This window comes from Desulfonatronospira thiodismutans ASO3-1, from assembly GCF_000174435.1.
GTDB lineage: Bacteria > Desulfobacterota > Desulfovibrionia > Desulfovibrionales > Desulfonatronovibrionaceae > Desulfonatronospira > Desulfonatronospira thiodismutans.
The window spans coordinates 373,490-392,258 of the sequence record NZ_ACJN02000002.1; the positions used below are offsets into that span (position 1 = coordinate 373,490).

At 54.7% G+C, this 18,769-nt stretch carries 12 protein-coding genes; 4 read left to right on the forward strand and 8 right to left on the reverse strand.

Annotation, left to right across the window (positions count from 1 at the left end; translation table 11 throughout):
• Positions 1 to 243: 243 nt before the first annotated feature.
• The 3 genes from msrB to mltF all read left to right on the forward strand — a co-directional run bounded on the left by msrB (position 244) and on the right by mltF (position 4,012).
• Positions 244 to 1,239 (forward strand): peptide-methionine (R)-S-oxide reductase MsrB, encoded by a 996-nt coding sequence (gene msrB, locus DTHIO_RS07945; RefSeq protein ID WP_008869802.1) that lies wholly within the window; start codon positions 244 to 246, stop codon positions 1,237 to 1,239.
• 11 nt (positions 1,240 to 1,250) lie between these two features.
• Positions 1,251 to 2,411: a class I SAM-dependent RNA methyltransferase gene (locus DTHIO_RS22685; protein ID WP_008869803.1), complete on the forward strand. Its 1,161-nt coding sequence runs from the start codon at positions 1,251 to 1,253 to the stop codon at positions 2,409 to 2,411.
• A gap of 233 nt (positions 2,412 to 2,644) precedes the next feature.
• A complete protein-coding gene (gene mltF, locus DTHIO_RS07955; RefSeq protein WP_008869804.1) occupies positions 2,645 to 4,012 on the forward strand; it encodes a membrane-bound lytic murein transglycosylase MltF in 1,368 nt (455 codons plus the stop codon).
• A 74-nt stretch (positions 4,013 to 4,086) separates the two neighbouring features.
• Here the strand turns inward: mltF and DTHIO_RS07960 are convergent, their stop codons facing one another.
• The 6 genes from DTHIO_RS07960 to DTHIO_RS07980 form a co-directional block, all read right to left on the reverse strand.
• Positions 4,087 to 8,295, reverse strand: coding sequence for an acyl-CoA dehydratase activase (locus DTHIO_RS07960; protein WP_008869805.1), 4,209 nt, complete (start codon positions 8,293 to 8,295; stop codon positions 4,087 to 4,089).
• 252 nt (positions 8,296 to 8,547) lie between these two features.
• Positions 8,548 to 9,030, reverse strand: a complete 483-nt coding sequence (locus DTHIO_RS07965; protein ID WP_008869806.1) for a flavodoxin family protein — start codon at positions 9,028 to 9,030, stop codon at positions 8,548 to 8,550.
• A 17-nt stretch (positions 9,031 to 9,047) separates the two neighbouring features.
• Complete coding sequence (locus DTHIO_RS07970) at positions 9,048 to 9,779, reverse strand: TraR/DksA C4-type zinc finger protein (protein ID WP_008869807.1); 732 nt, start codon at positions 9,777 to 9,779, stop codon at positions 9,048 to 9,050.
• A 124-nt stretch (positions 9,780 to 9,903) separates the two neighbouring features.
• Complete coding sequence (gene mgtE, locus DTHIO_RS07975) at positions 9,904 to 11,283, reverse strand: magnesium transporter (protein WP_008869808.1); 1,380 nt, start codon at positions 11,281 to 11,283, stop codon at positions 9,904 to 9,906.
• 53 nt (positions 11,284 to 11,336) lie between these two features.
• Entirely contained in the window at positions 11,337 to 11,477 is a 141-nt protein-coding gene (locus tag DTHIO_RS21660; RefSeq protein ID WP_161598647.1) for a hypothetical protein, read from the reverse strand.
• Complete coding sequence (locus tag DTHIO_RS07980; protein WP_040418187.1) at positions 11,474 to 11,653, reverse strand: hypothetical protein; 180 nt, start codon at positions 11,651 to 11,653, stop codon at positions 11,474 to 11,476. Before DTHIO_RS07980 ends, DTHIO_RS21660 begins: the two co-directional genes overlap by 4 nt.
• Before the next feature lie 567 nt (positions 11,654 to 12,220).
• Between DTHIO_RS07980 and ppcA the strand changes: the two genes are divergently transcribed.
• Positions 12,221 to 13,678 carry a phosphoenolpyruvate carboxylase gene (gene ppcA, locus DTHIO_RS07990; protein WP_008869809.1) on the forward strand — a complete coding sequence of 486 codons (1,458 nt, stop codon included), beginning with the start codon at positions 12,221 to 12,223 and terminating at the stop codon, positions 13,676 to 13,678.
• A 121-nt stretch (positions 13,679 to 13,799) separates the two neighbouring features.
• On the opposite strand, the gene DTHIO_RS07995 is transcribed toward ppcA, so the two are convergent.
• Together DTHIO_RS07995 and DTHIO_RS08000 are read right to left on the reverse strand one after the other, a co-directional pair.
• Positions 13,800 to 15,503, reverse strand: a complete 1,704-nt coding sequence (locus DTHIO_RS07995; RefSeq protein ID WP_008869810.1) for a potassium channel family protein — start codon at positions 15,501 to 15,503, stop codon at positions 13,800 to 13,802.
• A gap of 351 nt (positions 15,504 to 15,854) precedes the next feature.
• Positions 15,855 to 18,119: an IS4 family transposase gene (locus DTHIO_RS08000; RefSeq protein WP_008869811.1), complete on the reverse strand. Its 2,265-nt coding sequence runs from the start codon at positions 18,117 to 18,119 to the stop codon at positions 15,855 to 15,857.
• Positions 18,120 to 18,769: the final 650 nt, after the last annotated feature.

Here is an 18,769-nt window from a genome sequence, read left to right on the forward strand (position 1 = left end):
CTGTTAATCATCCTTCAGAAAAATAAGTGCGGGGGTGCCTGTCCCCAATTGAGATACGATATTATATTTTATAAGTTTCGCTGTAGGGATAACCTGCAGGAAATGAAGACTCAACAAGCTTTACCAGCTGATTTATCAGTTCAACCATTTACCAGGCGCTTTATTTAATGTTTACCCTGCCCAGCACAGCCGGCCAGGCGTAAAAGCAAGTGCCGGATGAACCATTAAATTCGGGAGAAAAAAATGAACACAGTAAAAGAAACCGCCCAGCAGGCCACTTTTGCCGGGGGATGCTTCTGGTGTCTGGAAGCTGACCTGGCCAAACTTGAAGGCGTGCTGGAGGTCGTATCCGGATATACCGGGGGACATACTGAAAACCCCACTTACGAGCAGGTCACTACCGGCCTCACCGGACATTTCGAGGCCGTACGGGTAAACTTTGATCCGGGCCTTATAAGCTACAACCAGCTTCTGGACGTATTCTGGAAATCCATCGACCCCATTGACCCCGGCGGGCAGTTCGCAGACCGGGGAAGTCAGTACCGCACAGTCATATTTTATCACAATGAGGAACAGCGGGTTGCAGCCGCTGAATCCAGGAAAGCCCTGCAGGCCACGGGCAAATTCCGGGGGCCGGTGGCCACCCTGATTCTTCCTGCGGACGAGTTTTATCCTGCCGAAGACTATCACCAGAAGTACTACGAAAAAAACAAGGAACACTACCGCCGCTACCGGGTCCTTTCGGGACGTCAGGATTTTCTGGAACGGCAGTGGGGACATTCGACTCCAGATGCCGGCAACAACAGGACCAGTGTATCCGAGCATCCCGAGGTCAAGCTGACCCCCATGCAGTACCGGGTCACCCGGCAGGACGGCACGGAGCCTCCCTTTGATAACGAATACTGGGACCACAAGGAAGAAGGCCTCTACGTGGACATAATCTCCGGAGAGCCCTTGTTCAGCTCTAAGGACAAGTACGACTCCGGTACCGGCTGGCCAAGCTTCACCCGTCCAATCAAAGAGGAAAACATTGTCCAGCGCCCGGATCACAGTCTGCCCAGCCCGCGCACCGAAGTTCGAAGCGCTGGATCAGACTCACACCTGGGACATGTATTCGACGACGGGCCTGAGCCCACTGGAATGCGCTTCTGTATCAATTCCGCAGCCCTGCGCTTTGTCCCGGCGGAAGACCTGGAGCAGGAAGGCTACGCTGAATTCCTGGATTTGTTCAGGGATTAATCCGGTCAAGCATGCAGGAACTGGAGCTCACAGTCGAACGCCTCATCTGGCGGGGCCGGGCCCTGGCCAGGCTGGAATCCGGGCAGGTGGTCATCCTGGAACCAGGTGTATTCCCGGGGGAGCGCATCCTGGCGCAAGTCACCAAAAGCACCGGAGACCATCTCCAGGCCAGGTGCACCCGCCTCCTGGAGCCGGCAGAGCACAGGCAAGAGCATCCCTGCCCCCTGGGTGATCTTTGCGGGGGATGCCGATTCGGGGTTTTGCCCTACCAGGTCCAGGTTAAAATCAAACACCAGGTGCTGCAAACAGAAATCCGCCGCGCCCTGGGCCGCAAGTGGTCCGGACATGCTCCCGAAGAAATATTGGTCTTTTCCAGCCCTGAAAGCTGGGGCTATCGCTGGCGCGGCCAGACAGAAGTCCTGGACGGCCGCCCCCATGTCAAGGCCCTGGGCAGAAACCATCCCCTGCACTGCCCCAGATGCCTGCTGCACGCCCCGGTCCTGGCCGTGGAGCTTCCCCGCATCTGCCAGGACCTGCCACCTGGGCGCTACACCATGGCGGCCAGCCCCCTGGACCACAAGGTCCTTGCCCATACCAGTCCGGAGTGGCTGAAGCTTCCTCTGGAAAAATCCGGCATCAGCCTTCAGGTCCGCCCGGGATCCTTTTTTCAGGCCAACTGGAGGCTGAACCAGGACCTGGTGCAATATGTGCTCTCCCGGCTTGCCCACCTGGACAGCCTGGCAGACCTGTACGCCGGGGCCGGCAACTTCGCCCTGCCCTGTGCTGCCGGGGGACATAAAGTCCTGGCCCTGGAATCCGACTCCCGGGCAGCCAAAGGAGCCCTGCGAGCAGCCAGAGAGGGCGGCCTGAACAATCTGCGCATCCATACCGGCGACCTGCGCCGGAGGGAGGCCATGCAGACATTGAAGAAGTTCGCCCCTCAGGGCCTGATTCTGGATCCGCCCCGCAGCGGTGCAGGCAGAAACCTGCAGTCCCTGGCCGGGCTGGAGAGCCTGCAGCGCCTGGCATGGATCTCCTGTGACGTGGTCAATACCTGCCGCGACCTGAAGCCTTTCCTGGAGGCCGGCTGGCGTATCCGGGAGGCGGCCATGTTCGATATGTTCCCCCAGACCTGGCACATGGAGGCCGTATTTGTGCTGGGAAAATCCTGAGTTGTCCTCCAAACCTCTGAAACGCAATCCTTTGAAAGGTAAGCATTCAGGGGGTCCTTGATGGTGATTACTGGCACCAGGCCTCTGGCGTGATCGGCACCCCCTGAATACTTACTTTGAAAGAAACCTGAATGTGCTGAAGGTTTGCTTAAATTGGTTAATCAGGACTTTAAATCCCAAGCGTTTTTGTATATGGTACTTTTGAAGGGAACCTGAAAACCAGATACTTTTCCATGCAGCAATTTTTATTCGACACTTTTTTCCGGGGCATTGCCTGCCTCTGTCTGATACTGGCCCTGGCCGCCTGCACAGATGATCCGCCAGAGTACGTGCTTGACCAGCCCCCCCAGGAAACCGGAGTACTAACTGTAGTCACCCGCAGCGGCTCCACCACCTATTACCTGGATCGCCATGAAGTAAAAAAAGGTCCGGAATACGACCTGGCCATGGAATTCGCCCGGTCCAGAGGATGGGAAGTGAACTGGAAGGTGGTCCCCACCACTGCCCAGGTCCTGGAGGTCCTGGAGGCAGGCGGGGCCCACCTGGCCGCTGCGGGGCTTACCCACCTGGATACGCGCAATGAGCGTTTTGAACGCGGCCCGGCTCACAGCGAAATCACCCAGCAGGTGGTCTGCCACAGGCAGATGAATCCCATGCCCGGCAGCCCGGAAGACTTGAAAAATGTGGACCTCAAGGTTACCGCCGACTCCAGCTACGCTGAAAGGCTTGATGAACTCTCTGAGGAATACCAGGGCGTGGATTATACTCCGGTGGAGATGAGCACTGAAGTTCTTCTGGGCCACGTCTCGCAGCAAAAAATCGAGTGCACAGTGGCGGATTCCAATATAGTCCAGGTCAACCGGCGCTTTATGCCCCATCTGTACATAGCCTTCGATATCACCGAGGGCCAGAACCTTGGCTGGTATCTGCCAGAGGGCTGTGAAGAGCTGGCCAGAGAGGCCTTCTCCTGGATGAACAGCCGGGAAGGGGACGAGGCCATAAGCGAAATGTACAGCAGGTATTACGGGCACATTACCCAGTTCGACTTCGTGGACCTGCGCGCCCTGAACAGGCGCATAAAGGAGCGCCTGCCCAAGTATAAGGAGTATTTCCTGCAGGCGGAAGAAAAAACCGGCATGCCTGCAGATCTTCTGGCCGCCCTGGCCTACCAGGAATCCCACTGGGATCCGGAGGCAGTAAGCCGTACAGGAGTGCGGGGCATCATGATGCTCACCCAGAGAACAGCCAGGCACCTGGGAGTAGAGGACCGCCTGGACCCGGCCCAGAGCATCGAGGGCGGGGCAAGATACCTTGAGGAACGCTACCGGCTGCTGCCAGAGGACATTCCCGACCCTGACCGTCTCTACCTGGCCCTGGCCAGCTACAACGTGGGCAGGGGCCACCTCCTTGATGCCCGCCAGCTGGCCCGCAACCTGGGCAAGGACCCGGACTCCTGGGATGACATGCGTGAAGTTCTGCCCCTTCTCTCGGACGAACGCTACTACCCGTCCCTTCGCTACGGCTATGCCCGGGGCTTTGAGCCGGTGCACTTCGTAAGCCGCATACGCAATTACCGCGACATCATAGCCAGGGCTTTTTAAACGAGATTTGCCTTACCAGTCGCTAATCAAGGCCTGGCTGGCAGAAGATGTGGACGAGAGCACACGCTCATGATTTAACCCGACCGGTCCGCAGGGGCAAACTCCAGGTAAGGGATCAGCTTGCGGTTTTTATCTCCCCCGGTGCCGTCATAGGTGATGGAGACTATGGGCACTCCGGTCTTTTCCTGGATCCTTTCAGCCAGGGCCTCGCTCACCATGGAGGGACAGCAGAAGGAAGGACTGGTCTGCACGAAAAGGGACACCTCCGGGTGGTGCTTGAGGATATAGTGGATCTTCAGGATGTTGTCCATGGATTCCCCGCTTTGCTCGGGTATGAGCCCGTAAGCCGGCAGGACCTTTTCCGGCGGGTCGTTGTACTCGGGCCTTGGCTCGCCCAGAACCTTTTCAAAATAGCTGTAGAAGGTCTTTTCCCGCCTGGACATGGTGGCCAGCATGGCCCTGTTGCCAATCAGATTGAAATACTTGCCCTCTGCAAACCACTTCCTGAAATAGGCCGGGGCGATCATTCTTATATATTCTGTATAGGGCGTGGTTATGGCCTCCCCGCCGCGGCTTTCAATACATGCGATGAGATCCTGGTTGAACACCGGGTTGTCCCGGACATAAAGGTCTCCAAAGATAGCCGCCTGCCGGGTTATTTTCTCCCGGGTCTTAATGCCGGAAAACAACCGGCATACATCCCTCACCGCCGTTTCCTTGTCCAGACTGCCCAGCATGGCCTGTTCCATGATTCCCAGGGACTTATCCAGAACCTGGTCCGTGCTGCCCGGGTGTTTCTCCCGGGGTCTGATCCTGCACCCCAGTCTGCGCAGCATGCCTCCGAACATGAAGGCAAAATAGGCATGCATGGCCGCGTTCAGGGACACATCTGCAAAAGTGATGCTGCCTGTATAAACCCCTGCCCTGTGCATGTCCCGGCCGAATGAGCTTATCATCTGCTTCAGCCTGTAGGGATAGAGGCGGATATTGCAGGCAATCTCTACATGGGCCATCCACAGTACTGTCTGGGACGGGTCCAGGTCCTTACTTTGCACATACTCCACAAACTCCTGGGCTATGGCGTTTATGGGGATGCATTGCCCGCTGTTCAGGCGCATGCTGCGCTTTATCACCTCTTCGCCCTCGGGCAGAAGGTGCGCGTCAATGCCTTCCCGCCTGAGATTGGCCACCAGGAGCCGGCAGGTAATGGGGTCCCAGTTGGGGAAAAGCACGGTCCTGCCGGACATGCCGTCTGCTTTGACCGGGTTTATCTTTGCTGGGTCAGGAATACGGGACTGCTGACGCCGGGCGTGGTTTTTAAAGGAGCGCACCGCAGCCTCGATCCTGGTCTCATAACCCACGCTGGAGCCGTGCTCGTCCATCTCCAGGATGAGATAAGGCTTGTCCGCCCCTTCCATGAGCTCCTGAAAAACATCCCGGATAAAGGAATCCGGGGAGCAGTTAAAAGAGGTCATGAGCACCGGGTAAAGCCCCTGCATGCTGCACACCTTTTCCGTGGCCTTGATGATGTCCGAGGCGTAGTTCCAGTGCAGCTCTTCCAGAAAGGGCCTGGAGTCGAAGTCTTCCTTGTCCCCTGGTTTCAGCATGTCCTGGAAAAAGGCCTTTATGCCCATCCTGGAGAACATCTGCGGGATCTTCTTGTTCAGCTCCGGGTCCAGCACGGTGTAGGGGCGGCCCAATAGCATGACATTTATGTCCCGGGCCTGAGAATAATGCTCGTTGAAAGTCCCGCGCCATTTCTGCCGGGCCTTTGCCCTGGCGGACCTGGCATTTTCAAAGGCCCTGACCACCTCCAGAAAGCCCTTGTCCGGGTTCATGCTGCTTACCGCCTGAAAAAGCTCCATGCGCTGGAAAAGCTTTGAATACAGGTACTCGAGCACTGGAGAAACCAGTTTATCCCGGATCTCAGTTCCCACGGAGGCGACCAGGGTCGGGGCATACTGGGAATAATAGCAGAGCTGGCGTCTGCTCTCCCCGTCCTTGTCCCGGTGCTCCAGGTAGTAGGGCAGGAAAATATAATCGGCCTGTCCGGCCAGGGCCTCGGCCTGGCCGTGCAGGGCGGTCATGGGGGCGCAGAATTCCGCCCCGGTAAGGGCCTTGCCCCGCTTCAGGGCATCCTGAACCGCTTTGTCCCCGGTGATGGTGGCCATGCCCAGGCGGTTGAAGAAGTCCACCCACATTGACAGGTCTTCTCTCATGTACACCGCTGTGGGGATGCCCACGGTGACCGCGCCGGGGTCCTCTACCCGGTTTCCGGCGGGAAATGTAGCGCGATGGGTGCGGACCAGGTCCAGGCCGGCCAGGTTGTTGTCCACGTAATGTCTGGTATCGTAGTCCCTGCCGCATAAAAACCCGAAGGCCACCGGCCCGGCCGGCATGTCAGCCACGGTTATCTTGCAGTGATTGGTGCAGTACTCGCACACCTCGGAGCGTACAGGTATCTCCTGCCTGTACAGCTCCAGACCCTGGAAACCGCTCTGCCGGACACCCTCGTCCAGAAGGTGCAGGGCCACTCCCAGGGCTCCGGTCAGGTGGCAGAAGGCCGAGACATGAATGGGGCGGTCCAGGCGCTGTTCAAAGGCGGCCACCAGGGCCCGGTTTTTGGCCGTGGCCCCCTGAAAGCAGATCACTTCCCCTATGAGGCTTTCCACGGCCACCTTGTTCAGGTAGTTCTCCCGCACAGCATGCAGGGCAGCGGTTAGCACCTCGTTTACGGTGTAGCCCCGGCCAAGGTAATAATTGATATCGCGCTCCATGAACACAGTGCAGCGATCGCTGGCAATGGGAGAGCTGACCTCCCTGGTCCTGTCGGAGTATTCCTGCAGGGGGATCCCCAGCTTTTCCGCCTGCTCCTCGATGAAGCTGCCTGTTCCGGCGGCGCACACCGTATTCATTATGGAGAAGGTCACTTCCCCGTTTTTCAGGGTAGTGAACTTGGAATCCTGGCCCCCGATCTCGATTATGGTATCCACCTCCGGGTGCAGCTCCAGGGCGGCCCTGGCATGGGCGGTTATCTCGTCCAGAACCAGGTCCGCCCCGGCCAGGGCCCCCACAAATTTGCGCCCTGACCCGGTGGTGCCCATGGCCTGGATCTGCAGATGCACGCCCTCTTGCCAGGCCACGTGATCCATGGCCTCCAAAAGGACCTGCATGGCCTGTACCGGCCTGCCCGCGGTCCTGGTGTAGAAACCGGCCAGGACCTTTTTATCCCGGCTCATCCATACCGCCTTGGTACTGGTGGAACCGATGTCCAGTCCCAAGTAGACCTGGTATGTGCGGTCCTTCTCCAGGGCCTGATATATATCCACTTCCACCATATCCCCGTCCGGGGTCTGTTCCGGGTGAAATTCAAAGGACTCCCGGGAGGCAAAGCCGGGATATCGTGACTGGACCAGTTCTAAGGGTGGATGGCCGTAATGTTTTGACTCTTCTCCGGTGCAGATTATCGACCCGGCATCCAGAAGCTCATTTCCGGGTACCCTGCGCTCAAGCATCTGCACTGCTGCCCCCAGGGCCCCGTACAGGTGGGCCATGTCGTCCACCACCGGGCGGCTGCCCAGCATGGCAGCCATGTGCTCCACCACGGCCTGGTTTCTGGCCACTCCCCCGCAGAAAATCACAGGGGAGGCTGGTTTTTCATGCTTGAATACCGTGTTGGCGATATTGGCGGCCAGACCACGGCAGAGACCGTCACAAATGGCCGCCAGGCTGTAGCCCTCCTGCTGGGCGTGGATAAGGTCCGTCTTGGCGAACACCGCGCACCTGGAGGCGATGCGCGGCGGTTCCTGCCGGCTTGATGCAGCTGTGGCGGCCAGCTCTTCTATGCCGGAAAGCTTCAGACGCCCGGCCTGCTGATCCAGAAAACTGCCCGTACCGGCAGCACAGGAGGTGTTGGTCTTAAGCCCCTTGTACCGCCCGTTTTCAAAAAAGAGCATGGCGAATTTTTCCCCGCCCACATGCAGAATACTTCCCACCCGGCCGTGCAGATGTCTGGCGGCCTCAATCACCGCCACACGGTCGTCGCAGCGATGATTTGCACGGATAAACCCGGGAGTCTGGTCCGTGGCCGCCACGGCAGCCGGCTCGCGGGTGTGCAGGCCGTCCAGCATCCCCTGCACTGTTGCTGCGATGTTGCCGTGATGAAATCGGTACGAGGTCTCCACCACGTTTCCGCCCTGGTCCAGGACTACCATGCCCGCTGAAACCGAGCCTATATCCAGGCCCAGCACATGCGGGCCTTGCTTTTGATTATCTTTAGACATCCCGGCCTCTTTTTTTTACAGTTAAAATCTTTGACCCAGCTCCCCGGCGACACCCCTTAAATGCAATGCCAACCTGCAAAACACAATACTATAGCAAGGCTTGATTTTGGTCCAGAGGCGGGCAGGATGTTTATGGCAGTCAGGATCAATTCCCGGCAGGTTATTCAGGTTGGATTAAATCTGAAATATGTTTCTGCATTAGTCCTTCCAGTCACGGGGTAAACACGTGACTGGAAGGACTTATTAAGGCGGCTACACTCCAAGCTTCAGGGCGATTTCTGCCACCCGGGCGCCCAGCTTGGCTCCGTTTTCCCCGGCCTTTTCATCGGGCTCTCCCACGCAGGCAGTACCGTAATGCCCGGTTGCACTCATGGGGTCGCCGACAATGACCATGCCGTAAATCATCAGGGCCTGGATAATGGAAAACATGGTGGTCTCCTTGCCGCCAGTGGGATCACCCGAAGTGGCGAAAGCCGCACCAACCTTGCCTTCCATTTTTTTCCTCAAGCTTATGAACTCATCTATAACCCTTTTCAGGTCAGCAGCCATCACCCCGAAATACACCGGTGATCCGGCGATAACTCCGCTGCAGTTAAGAAAGTTGTCCTTGGTCACCTCTGAGGTGCTTTTGATTATCGCCTGGGCCCCTTCCACGGAGTCTACGCCCCGGGCCACTGCCTCGGCCAGCTTTCTCGTATTTCCCGACTTGGAATAGTAAAGGACCAGTATCTGCATATGCCAACCTCCTGTTATTATTCATCCCGGTTGAAAAAAAGCTCCTCTTCCATCTGATCCGGGCGGTAAAGAAGTTCCTCGCCGGTATGCCATCCAAGTCCAGTCAGGGACTCGATATGCAGATTATCCCTGATATTTTCCAGGGGCAGAATATCCTGCAACACGCCCATCAGGAGGTTGTGCTGCAGTTCATTGGGTATGCTCCCGTTCAGATAGACAATGCCCTCAATGCTGGATATCTCCAGATTATGGGTCTCTATATGCGCATCTGCATGTATCCTTTCGTGCACAAGTTCCAGGATTTCCTCATCGCTCATCTCTTCAAACTCTTCAGCAGAGACTGATTCCCAGGAACCTGTCCCGGGCAGGGGACTTTCCTCCCACTCCTGAGTATCAGGACCTGTCTTTTCTTCCGCCTTGTTTACACACACGCGGCAGTACCTGGCCCATGGCACGGCCTGCAGTCTTGCCTCAGAAATCTCCTGACCGCAGGAATCGCATATACCGTAATTGCCTATAATCATTCTGTCCAGGGCATGGTCGATGTGGTTGAGCTCACTGCGGGCCTGGCTGTCCAGGGCATTGATACTTCTGTACATATTGTCCATCTGGGCCCTGGAAGCCATTTCTTTTTCAGCGTAATTTCCTTCCTGCCACTGGTCTTTAAGGCCTTTGCTTTTTTCAAGTATCTCCATACGCCTGGTAAAGAGCTTGTTATACAATTCAGCCCTGGAATGTTTTGACAGCATCGCTTCCTCCTTGTTTTAGAATCAGCTTATGCCTGCCGACGACACTGCATAACATCTTTCACCAGAGTTAAAGTTAAACAGCTGCACCAAAAACGTCAACAAATCTATAATCGCATATAACTGGCTACATCAGGTGTCCCAGGAAAATGCTGACAAAGGTGAAGTAAATGAACAGTCCGGATATATCCTTTATAGTGGTAATAAACGGGTCAGAGCCTGCGGCCTGGTCCATGCCCAGCCTGACCAGGATAAACGGGATGAGAAAACCCAAGGCTGTGGCCAGGGTCATGGTCAGGGCCAGGGAGATGCCCACAGCCAGTCCAAAACTGGGCTCACCCTGCCAGACAGAAGCTATAATCCCGGCAACCAGGCCCATCATTGCCCCCATGCTCAGCCCTATGCCCGCTTCCCGGGTCAGGTGGTAGCCGAACCTCTTGACGCTAATATGTCCCAGGACAAAGGCCCGGGTAAATATGGTCGAGGACTGGGTGCCGGCATTGCCGCCCATGTCCATGATTACAGGTATAAATATGGCCACCGCGGCAATGGCTTCCAGGGTGGCTTCGTAAGCATCTATGACCGCACCGGCCAGCATGCCCCCGATGAGGGTAATGACCAGAAAAGGCAGACGCACTTTCCACACGTCCCACACCGGGCCTTCTATGAGGCGCTGGCTGCGCCCGGTTTCCTGTCTGGTCAGGGTGCCAAGCCCGGCCTTGCTCATGATGTCTTCCGTGGTTTCCTCCTCCAGGATGTCCATGGCATCGTCTACAGTGATAATCCCCACCAGGCGCTCTTCCCGGTCCACCACCGGCACAGCCAGGAGATCGCGTTCCTTAAGCAGAACAGCCGCCTCTTCCTGGTCTGTCTCGGTGTGCACCTTGATCACCTTTTCATTCATGATGTCCCTGATCCTGGAGGCCTTGTCCGCGGTCACCAGGTCCCCCAGGGAGAGCACCCCCAAAAGCCTGCGTTTGGCATCAGTCACGTAGAGCACATATATGGTCTCTGCGCTCTTGCGCTTACTTCTGATCCTTTCCAGGGCCTCTTCCGCGCTCATGTCAGCCTTGAGACTCACGTATTCCGGGGTCATTATCCGTCCGGCGGTTTCTGCCGGGTAGTTGAGCAGATCTGCTGTTTTCTTGCGCTCATCCGCAGGAATGGAGTTAAGCAGCTGCTTGGCCACCTTGGCCGGAACTTCGTCCAGGAGCCTGGCCCTGTCGTCAGGTTCCATTTCAGTTATAATTTCCACGGCCCAGTTTCCGGCCAGATGCTGAATAAGGGTCTCCTGGGTCTCTAAGGAAAGATCCTCAAAAACAACAAGAGAGAGGTCCTTGTTAAGCAACCTGAAAAGTATGGCCAGCTCATCGCGCTTGCCCTGTGCTTCAAGCTCAGAGAAAAACTCAACCAGGTCATAGTGTTCCTGCTGGTTCAAAACCTCCTTCAAGCGGTTCATCTCCTTGTTTTCAAGCATGGCAGTGATATTTTCCATTAGAGAAGACATATCAGTTCCTCCGTTTTGAATCTATTGTTTCTCATGCTGCCCGGTGGCAGAGATCAGGCAACACTCAAGAGGTCCCGGCAAACCACGGGCACCCCCTTTGCACCCGCAACAGGACCGCAGAGGTCCAGACGCGACTCTACGGCAGACAAAAAGTCAACCAGGCCCACGGCCTTGAGGATCAGGCCCCGGGTCACGGATCCGGGATATGGATGAGCAAAATGGTGCTGTAAATGCCTGAATAGAATTTCCGGCGGGTGAATGTTTCAGGATGTATAGCCCCGGCAGACGTCTGCACACGCACCACTGCCTGCAGCATGGACGTGTTGCAGTAATTATAACCGGGGGTGTGGAAAAGAATATTGGCCTGCACGGCTCTCCTCCTTGCCGGACCGCCCTGCGCAAAAGGGCGGCAGAGGAAAAACCGTTGCCGGAAAGGATACTATGCGGCTGGAGGTCTTTTCTGCGCCTTTGCAGAGCAGAGCAGTCTTTCTGTTTTTTTGCAGCTGTTCATATTCAGCAGGAATAATCTACTGGCGGATTCTTCCATTTTGAGCAGAACTCCCTGTTATGGTTGTTGATTTATATCCTGGTTGCCTGTGAAATCAGTGGTGCCCTTAACTGCCATCCCTGATTTTTGTCAAGTTTTTTATATTCATTTCACAAGCCTGGACTCTGTTCATTCGCCGGGAAATGACCCGGAAGTGACAGATAACCACCTATCCCTTCCAAATGGTCATTGCCTTATTGTTCAGTTGACCGCTGGTTGGGCTCTGTCCCGGTTGAGGCGCTTTTAAAAGTTGAACTCAGTGCTTTTCCGGCGCATTTTCACCGCGGACAGCAAATCAGTGTATCCTTGCTTTTTGACCGGTTTTCTGACATGAAGCGTACGCAGCACACTGGACAATTCCGTCAAAACAACAAGGAGATTTGGTAGACCATGAAAATACCCCGGTGCATGAGCACCCAGCATCCGGACAATGCGTCCGCGCCTTTTTTCTCGACCAATTGCGTCCTGGCTGGAGAAGATGAGATTCGCGAAGCCTATTACGCCTTTTCCCATCTGGGTTGCGACGAACAGATGTGGGACGTGGAAGGCAAAGAGATTGATACTTATGTGGTAAAAAAGCTGCTTTCCTACTATCCTGAATACTTTCGCAAAAACGTCCTGGGCCGTGATCTGCGCTTGACCCTGCGCGTGCCCAACCCCACCGTTGAAAGGGCTGAGGCCAAGATTCTACTGGAGACTCTGGAGAGCATCCCACGTTCATACGATGCCGCCCGTCTGGTTTACGGCCGCGACATTGTTCCCATATTCGAAGTAATACTGCCCATGACCACTTCTGCCAGGTGTATTGACCGTATATACCGCTACTACACTGATCACATCATAGGCAGGCAGAGTGCCAGGTTCCGCGATGGGGATATCACCATCGCCGAGTGGATCGGCAAATTTTCTCCATCCACTATCCAGGTCATTCCGCTTTTTGAAGATGTGCCCACCATGCTCAAGGTCTCGGACATTATGTATGAATACCTGGCTGACAAGGACGTAAAGGACCAGAGGGTGTTTCTTGCCCGTTCGGACACAGCCATGAATTATGGCCTGGCCTCGGCCGCCCTGGCCAATAAGCTTGCCCTGAAAAAGTTTGATGAAGTTGCTGCACGCACCGGTGTCCGTTTGCATCCCATCCTGGGCATGGGCTCGGCTCCTTTCCGGGGCGGACTGCATCCGCACAGCGCCGAAAGGGTTGGACGTGAATACCCAAGCGTAGTCACCTTCACCATCCAGTCTGCCTTCAAATTTGACTATCCGGTCAGCGAAGTGCAGGCGGCCTGCGAACACCTCAAGTCGCGCAGCATTGTACCTGCCGCGGACATAGATGAAGAAAAAGCCCTGGAAGTAATTGAGCGCTACAGCCAGGCTTATCGCAGCCGCATCACTGAACTGGCTCCGCAAATCTGCCGCATGGCCAGATATGTCCCCGGAAGGCGGGCCAGAAAACTGCACGTAGGTCAGTTCGGCTATTCCCGGGAAATTGGACAGGTCAGTCTGCCCAGAGCCATATCATTTACATGCTCCATGTATTCTCTGGGCCTGCCGCCTGAACTGCTGGCCTTCGAGTCTTTGAGCAAGAATGATCTGGACTTTGTGCTGGAGATTTACCCCTCTTTCCGGGACAAGATAGAATACGCCATGGCCTGCACTGATTTTGAAGGTCCGCTCATGAGCAGATCCCTGCGCAAGGCCCTGCAGGCTTCAGGTTTTGATCACCAGGCAAGCAAGGAGCATCTCCAGATTGTCCGCGGACTGCGCAATGCAGTGGATGCATGCGATTCAGCCCAGGCCGGCGATCTCATGCTCAGGGCTGCTCTTCTGCGGGGCTTTCTGGGTTGATGTGACTGCATCTTTCCTGCTCGCCCTCATCTTTTTACCCATTTCATGCCAGTCTTGGAATGGGTAAAAACTACCCTTTATTGCCCATAACAGGCCAGGCATGAAATGGGTAAAAGCATATTCATGGCTTGTTGCCGTTTTTAAAGGTGCACAGGAACTTTTTCTCCGCCTCGGATGTTCCTATCAGTATGAGCTCGTCTCCATCCTGCAGCCGGGTATCCGGTTCAGGGTTTATGATTGTCCCTCGGCCGGAGGAGTCTATGGCTATGACGCTGCACCCGGACTTCATGCGGATATTGCTTTGTTCAAGGCTCTTGTCGTGCAGGTTCCCGGTAACCTTCTCCCGGAATATATCCAGGCCTTCGGCCACCATGAGCACATTGTCCCCCTTTATGTAGTTGATGACCGAATTTGCGCCCATGGAGGCATAGGACATGACCAGGTCCGCCCCGGCCTGGTGCAGTTTGGAAACACTTCTGTCCCTGGTGGCCCTGGATATTATCTGCATCTTGGGGCGCAGCTTGCGGCAGTAGATGGTCAGGTAGATGTTCAGGTCATCGTTGTTGGTGGTGATGATAATGGAGGGAGCTTTGTCTATCCCGGCACGCTTCAGGGTATGAAAATCCGCGGCATTGCCGAGAATGTATTTTTCCTTGCTGGCCACAATGCGCGAGCTTTTCTCTACTATGCGGTAATCAATATCGTTCTCCGCCAGTGCATCCGCCGCAGCCCTGCCCACCCGGCCTCCGCCAAGGACGATTACCGGATCAAAGGAAAGGTTGTAGATGCCGTATATCTCGTCGTACTTTTCCAGCTGTTCCTGGGAACCTGCCAGCACCAGCACGGTATTGGAGCCTATGCGCATGTCCGGGTGGGGGATCTTGAAGCTGCCCCTCTCCCAGATGCCCACCACGTTGACCCCTGTGGTTTCCCGAAGCCTGCTTTCTATGATTTTTTTGCCCTCCAGGGGAGTGCGCATGACCGGAGTCTCTGCGATGAGCAAGTCTCCGAACCGGCCGATGACATTGGCATGCATGCTCACCCCAAGCACCCGCCTGGCCAGGGCCTGGCCGAGCATAACTGGGAACTGGTGTACCTGGCTGGCACCGGCCATTTGAAGTATGTCTAAGGACTCCAGGGTTTCCGCAGTGGCTATGACCTGAGTACTCTGACTCAGCTCGCGCAGGGTGAACACGGCGTTGGTATTGGTATGATCGTCGTTGTTGAACAGGACCAGTTCGGCCTTGTCCGCGCGGGCCTTGCGGTAGGTATCCAGGTCGTCAAGTTCCCCCAGCATTATCCTGTAGCCCTGGTCATGCAGTTCCAGGGCCCTTTGCTGATCCGGAACCAGGATGCAGTAGGGATAGTTGTACTGCTTCAGTTTTTCCACCAGGTTGGCGATCATGGGGTCAAAATTGCTCAAGAGTACATGCCCGGTTGTCTTTTTCTGCAGCTCCCTGGGAGTTCTGGCCTTGTTATGGGCCTCTAACCAGGGGGCATAAAAAAAGCGGATGAATGTAAACGGGAGCATGACCAGCAGGAAAATCACCCCTGACAGCAGAACCAGCACGGAAAACATACGTCCCAGGTCCGTATGAAAGGTAATGTCTCCGTACCCCAGGGTACTCATGGTCACTGCAGTCCAGTACAGACCGTCCAGGATGGTATGCTCCTGCCCCTCCATAACCATGAGTCCGTGAAAAGCCAGGGTGTACAGGACCATCATGCCAACCAGGACAAGCAGAAACTTCAAAAGGGCCAGGATATTGTTCTTGGCGGTTTTGTCCTCAAAAAAATAGGCGACAATGGATGGTATAAATTTCATTGGTCTTATTACCTTTACAAAAAAATTCCCATCTGTCGGTGGGGACCGAGGCCTTCTTTCCTGCAGGCCGAAATCAGACAGACTTTCCCTCAACGGCAAACAGGACGCCCTTCTACTACACCTCAGTAACTCTATAGGCAAGAGGCAGGGAAAAAATTTTTCAGCGGGAAAAAATTGACACCTTGCGCTTGACACGCAATAAGGGTAACCATTCAGAAGGCCCCGGTTGTGACTGATGGCACAAGCCCCCAGAGGCCCTGAAAAACGTTAAGGAAGGGATTTCATACAACCACCCCCGACCCCTCCTTGGCTAAGGCTGACCTTTACCCACACATGACACCGTGGGTCTGGTCAGGGTCCGGAGGGCATATTGGGATAAGCCTGCGGATTCATAATTGTGTACATCTCTGTGGCTGTATCCAGGCGTTGCAGGCCTCGCCAAAGGGTTTGGGTTCCAGGAGGACCGTCGCCTTTACGTCCAAGGTGTCCTCCTATTCCTGCCACCATATATATTGATTGCTGCAGTGATGGTGGTTCTTCTGGAGGCGTGGAGGTTTTGTATACATAACAGCAAAGGGCTTTCCATTCGGCATCACTAAAAAAAGCTGTGCATGGTACATCGGGAATCTCCCTGCCAAGCATAGTCAGATGATAAATACGCCACGCAACCACCATGTCTACACCAAGGCATGCCTGCAGGCGATCAGCAGTGCCCAGCTGACGGTTTTTTATACGGCAGCCACTTTTAAGAGTTCTATGATAAACCTCAATCCCCCAGCGGTTTGCATACCAGTTTACGCATCTTTTTGCGGTCTGGAAGTCCGGCACCTCTTCGGTGGTCAGCAGCATCCATTCAATAGGATCGGAATGCTCCTGCTCCAGGACATATACAGCCCAGACAGTTGCCGGGCCATGCTTATTTAAACGCTTGGGCGGTTTGAGGGTTACCTGGGTAAAGCGGATATCCATCCAGGTATCACGGGCCTTACGCGACCCACTGCGTGGAACGTGTATTTTAAGTGATCCGCTTACAGGTTGTTTGAAGACATATTCCCACAGCGAATCATCGTGCAGTTGGCGATTACGCGATTTTTCAGCTCTGACCAGCAGCCGCGGAGCCTGTGGATCTTCCAGAGCGCTGGAAAAGAGTTCGTATATATCCGATTCCCGGTCCCCAATACTTACCAGCTTGGTATCCGGGCAGAGTTTTTGAACTTCGCAGACTTTTTCAAAACTGCGAAGCCATTTAATGCTTTCTTTTTGCTCTATGGGCAGTTCTTTACGCCGTTCTCTTTTCTTTTCATCCTCTGGATCTCTGGCCCAACACTGGGCATCCAGAACACCCAGGGGTATGCCTTCTTCTGTAAAGGCCAGTGTGTCGTGCAGGAGTAGGCCGATGAGGGTATCCTCACTGGTACATATAGGCCCCAGGTCACTGGTCATGGGATGCGCACTATAGTTCAAGGTCGTGGTATCCTGAGGAGCAAGGACCACGGGATGTTCTTTGATACGTTCAACTGTGGCCTCTTTGTGAGCGTCAAGTATTACATCCATATTTATCCTGGGGTTTTGAAAAAACCTGTAGGCTCCCATTGTCCGGGCCTTGGAACCGCTGGCTTTTGGTATATCACCTTCAGGGTCTGCAAAAAAATCCTGGGCAATGTTAAAAAGTCGTTGCTTTAGACGATCATCGTAAAGGCGAATGGCCCCGAACTCGTATTCAGCCCAGTTTTCTGGTTCTTCCGGAAGAGGAATTTCGCCTAATTTCTTTTGAGGTTCACGGCAAAGAACTTCACGCCAGTTGGAACACAAAGGCTTGAGAAAAATATTTTTTGGAACTCCGTCTCTGCGACCGGCGGTCTGGTTGTCCAGTAAAGTCCAGTTGTCAGCTTTGTAACATGTGCCGGAAAACCTGCCTGGATCAACAAAGGTCTCTACCAGAACGGGGCGTATATTGTATCGTTGTTCCCAGTCCTGGGGCAGCCTGGCCAGGGCTATGGATAAAACGTAGGAGGCCAGATTACAAACCTGGACCGTAGGCAGAATTAAAAATCTGGCGTTTCTAAGCACCTGATGCAAATTTGTTCTTCGGGCGGCTTCACTCCAGCCGATATACTTATCTCTGGCTTTGACTGCCCAGGAAGCTGAATCAAAGGCCAGGGCACCAAGGTGGCCATAGGTGGAGCTGTGTATAAGATATCTCATTTGTGCCCCGCACAAAGAACCGTTGCCCAGGTAATGGTATTGTTCCAGCAGGTGGAAAAAGAGCTTGGAATCTTTGCTGTACCGGCTTGCTACCGGATAGACATTGACTTCACCCAACTGGTCCAGTGTACAATCTACGTTTGGAGGCTCAAAATTATTGCTGGCAGCCTTTTTTTGTTGAAAATCATAAAACTGTTCTTTCTGGGGAAGCTCAAGGATGTTTCTCCGGTTGAGTTCAGCCAGAGTTTTTCGACAGCTTACCTGGCAAAGATTTCCATTGGCGGCTCTCCAGTCCAGCTTTTGGCAAACAAGCCTTGAGAGTTCGCGCATGGACATGGAAGGCTGCTCGTTGATCGTTGCCTGGACCCAATTCAACGTATCCTTGGAGAAATATTGACCGCTGATATACATGCCATAACGCTTAACTCCTCATGGCCCCGGTGTCAAGCGTGTGCGAGGCTCAGTTGGCTAAGGAGGGGAGCTACACCGTGCCCTGGATTTACTTGGGTGGTGAAAACTTAGGCAACTCCCGGAAAATAGAATTATAAACTTGGGTAGGCGGCGACCTTTTAATTTTCCGCATGTTGCCCAGAACTCCCCACCCTGAAACTGTTACGTTATTTTCAGGTAGTTGCCTTAATCAAGCTCCAGTAGGAGTATTTATTCAGATGCATGCGACAGAGTGTTGCCACGCCTCGATCTGCTCCCCTCCTTGGCTAAGGAGGGGTTGGGGGTGGTTCGATATTTAGCTCCCTTCCTTAACCGGCTTCTTCCCAGGCCAAGCAGGGGAGCTGGACCGTGGCCTGGATTTACTTGTGTGGTGGACTTCTGGAATGTTTATAAGGAAGGGATTTCATACAACCACCCCCGGCCCCTCCTTGGCTAAGGAGGGGAGCTACACCGTGCCCTGGATTTGCTTGGGTGGTGAAAGCTTAGGCTAATCCCGGAAAATAGAATTATAAACCTGGGTAGGCGGCGACCTTTTAATTTTCCGCATGTTGCCCAGAACCCCCCACCCTGAAACTGTTACGTTATTTTCAGGTAGTTGCCTTAATCAAGCT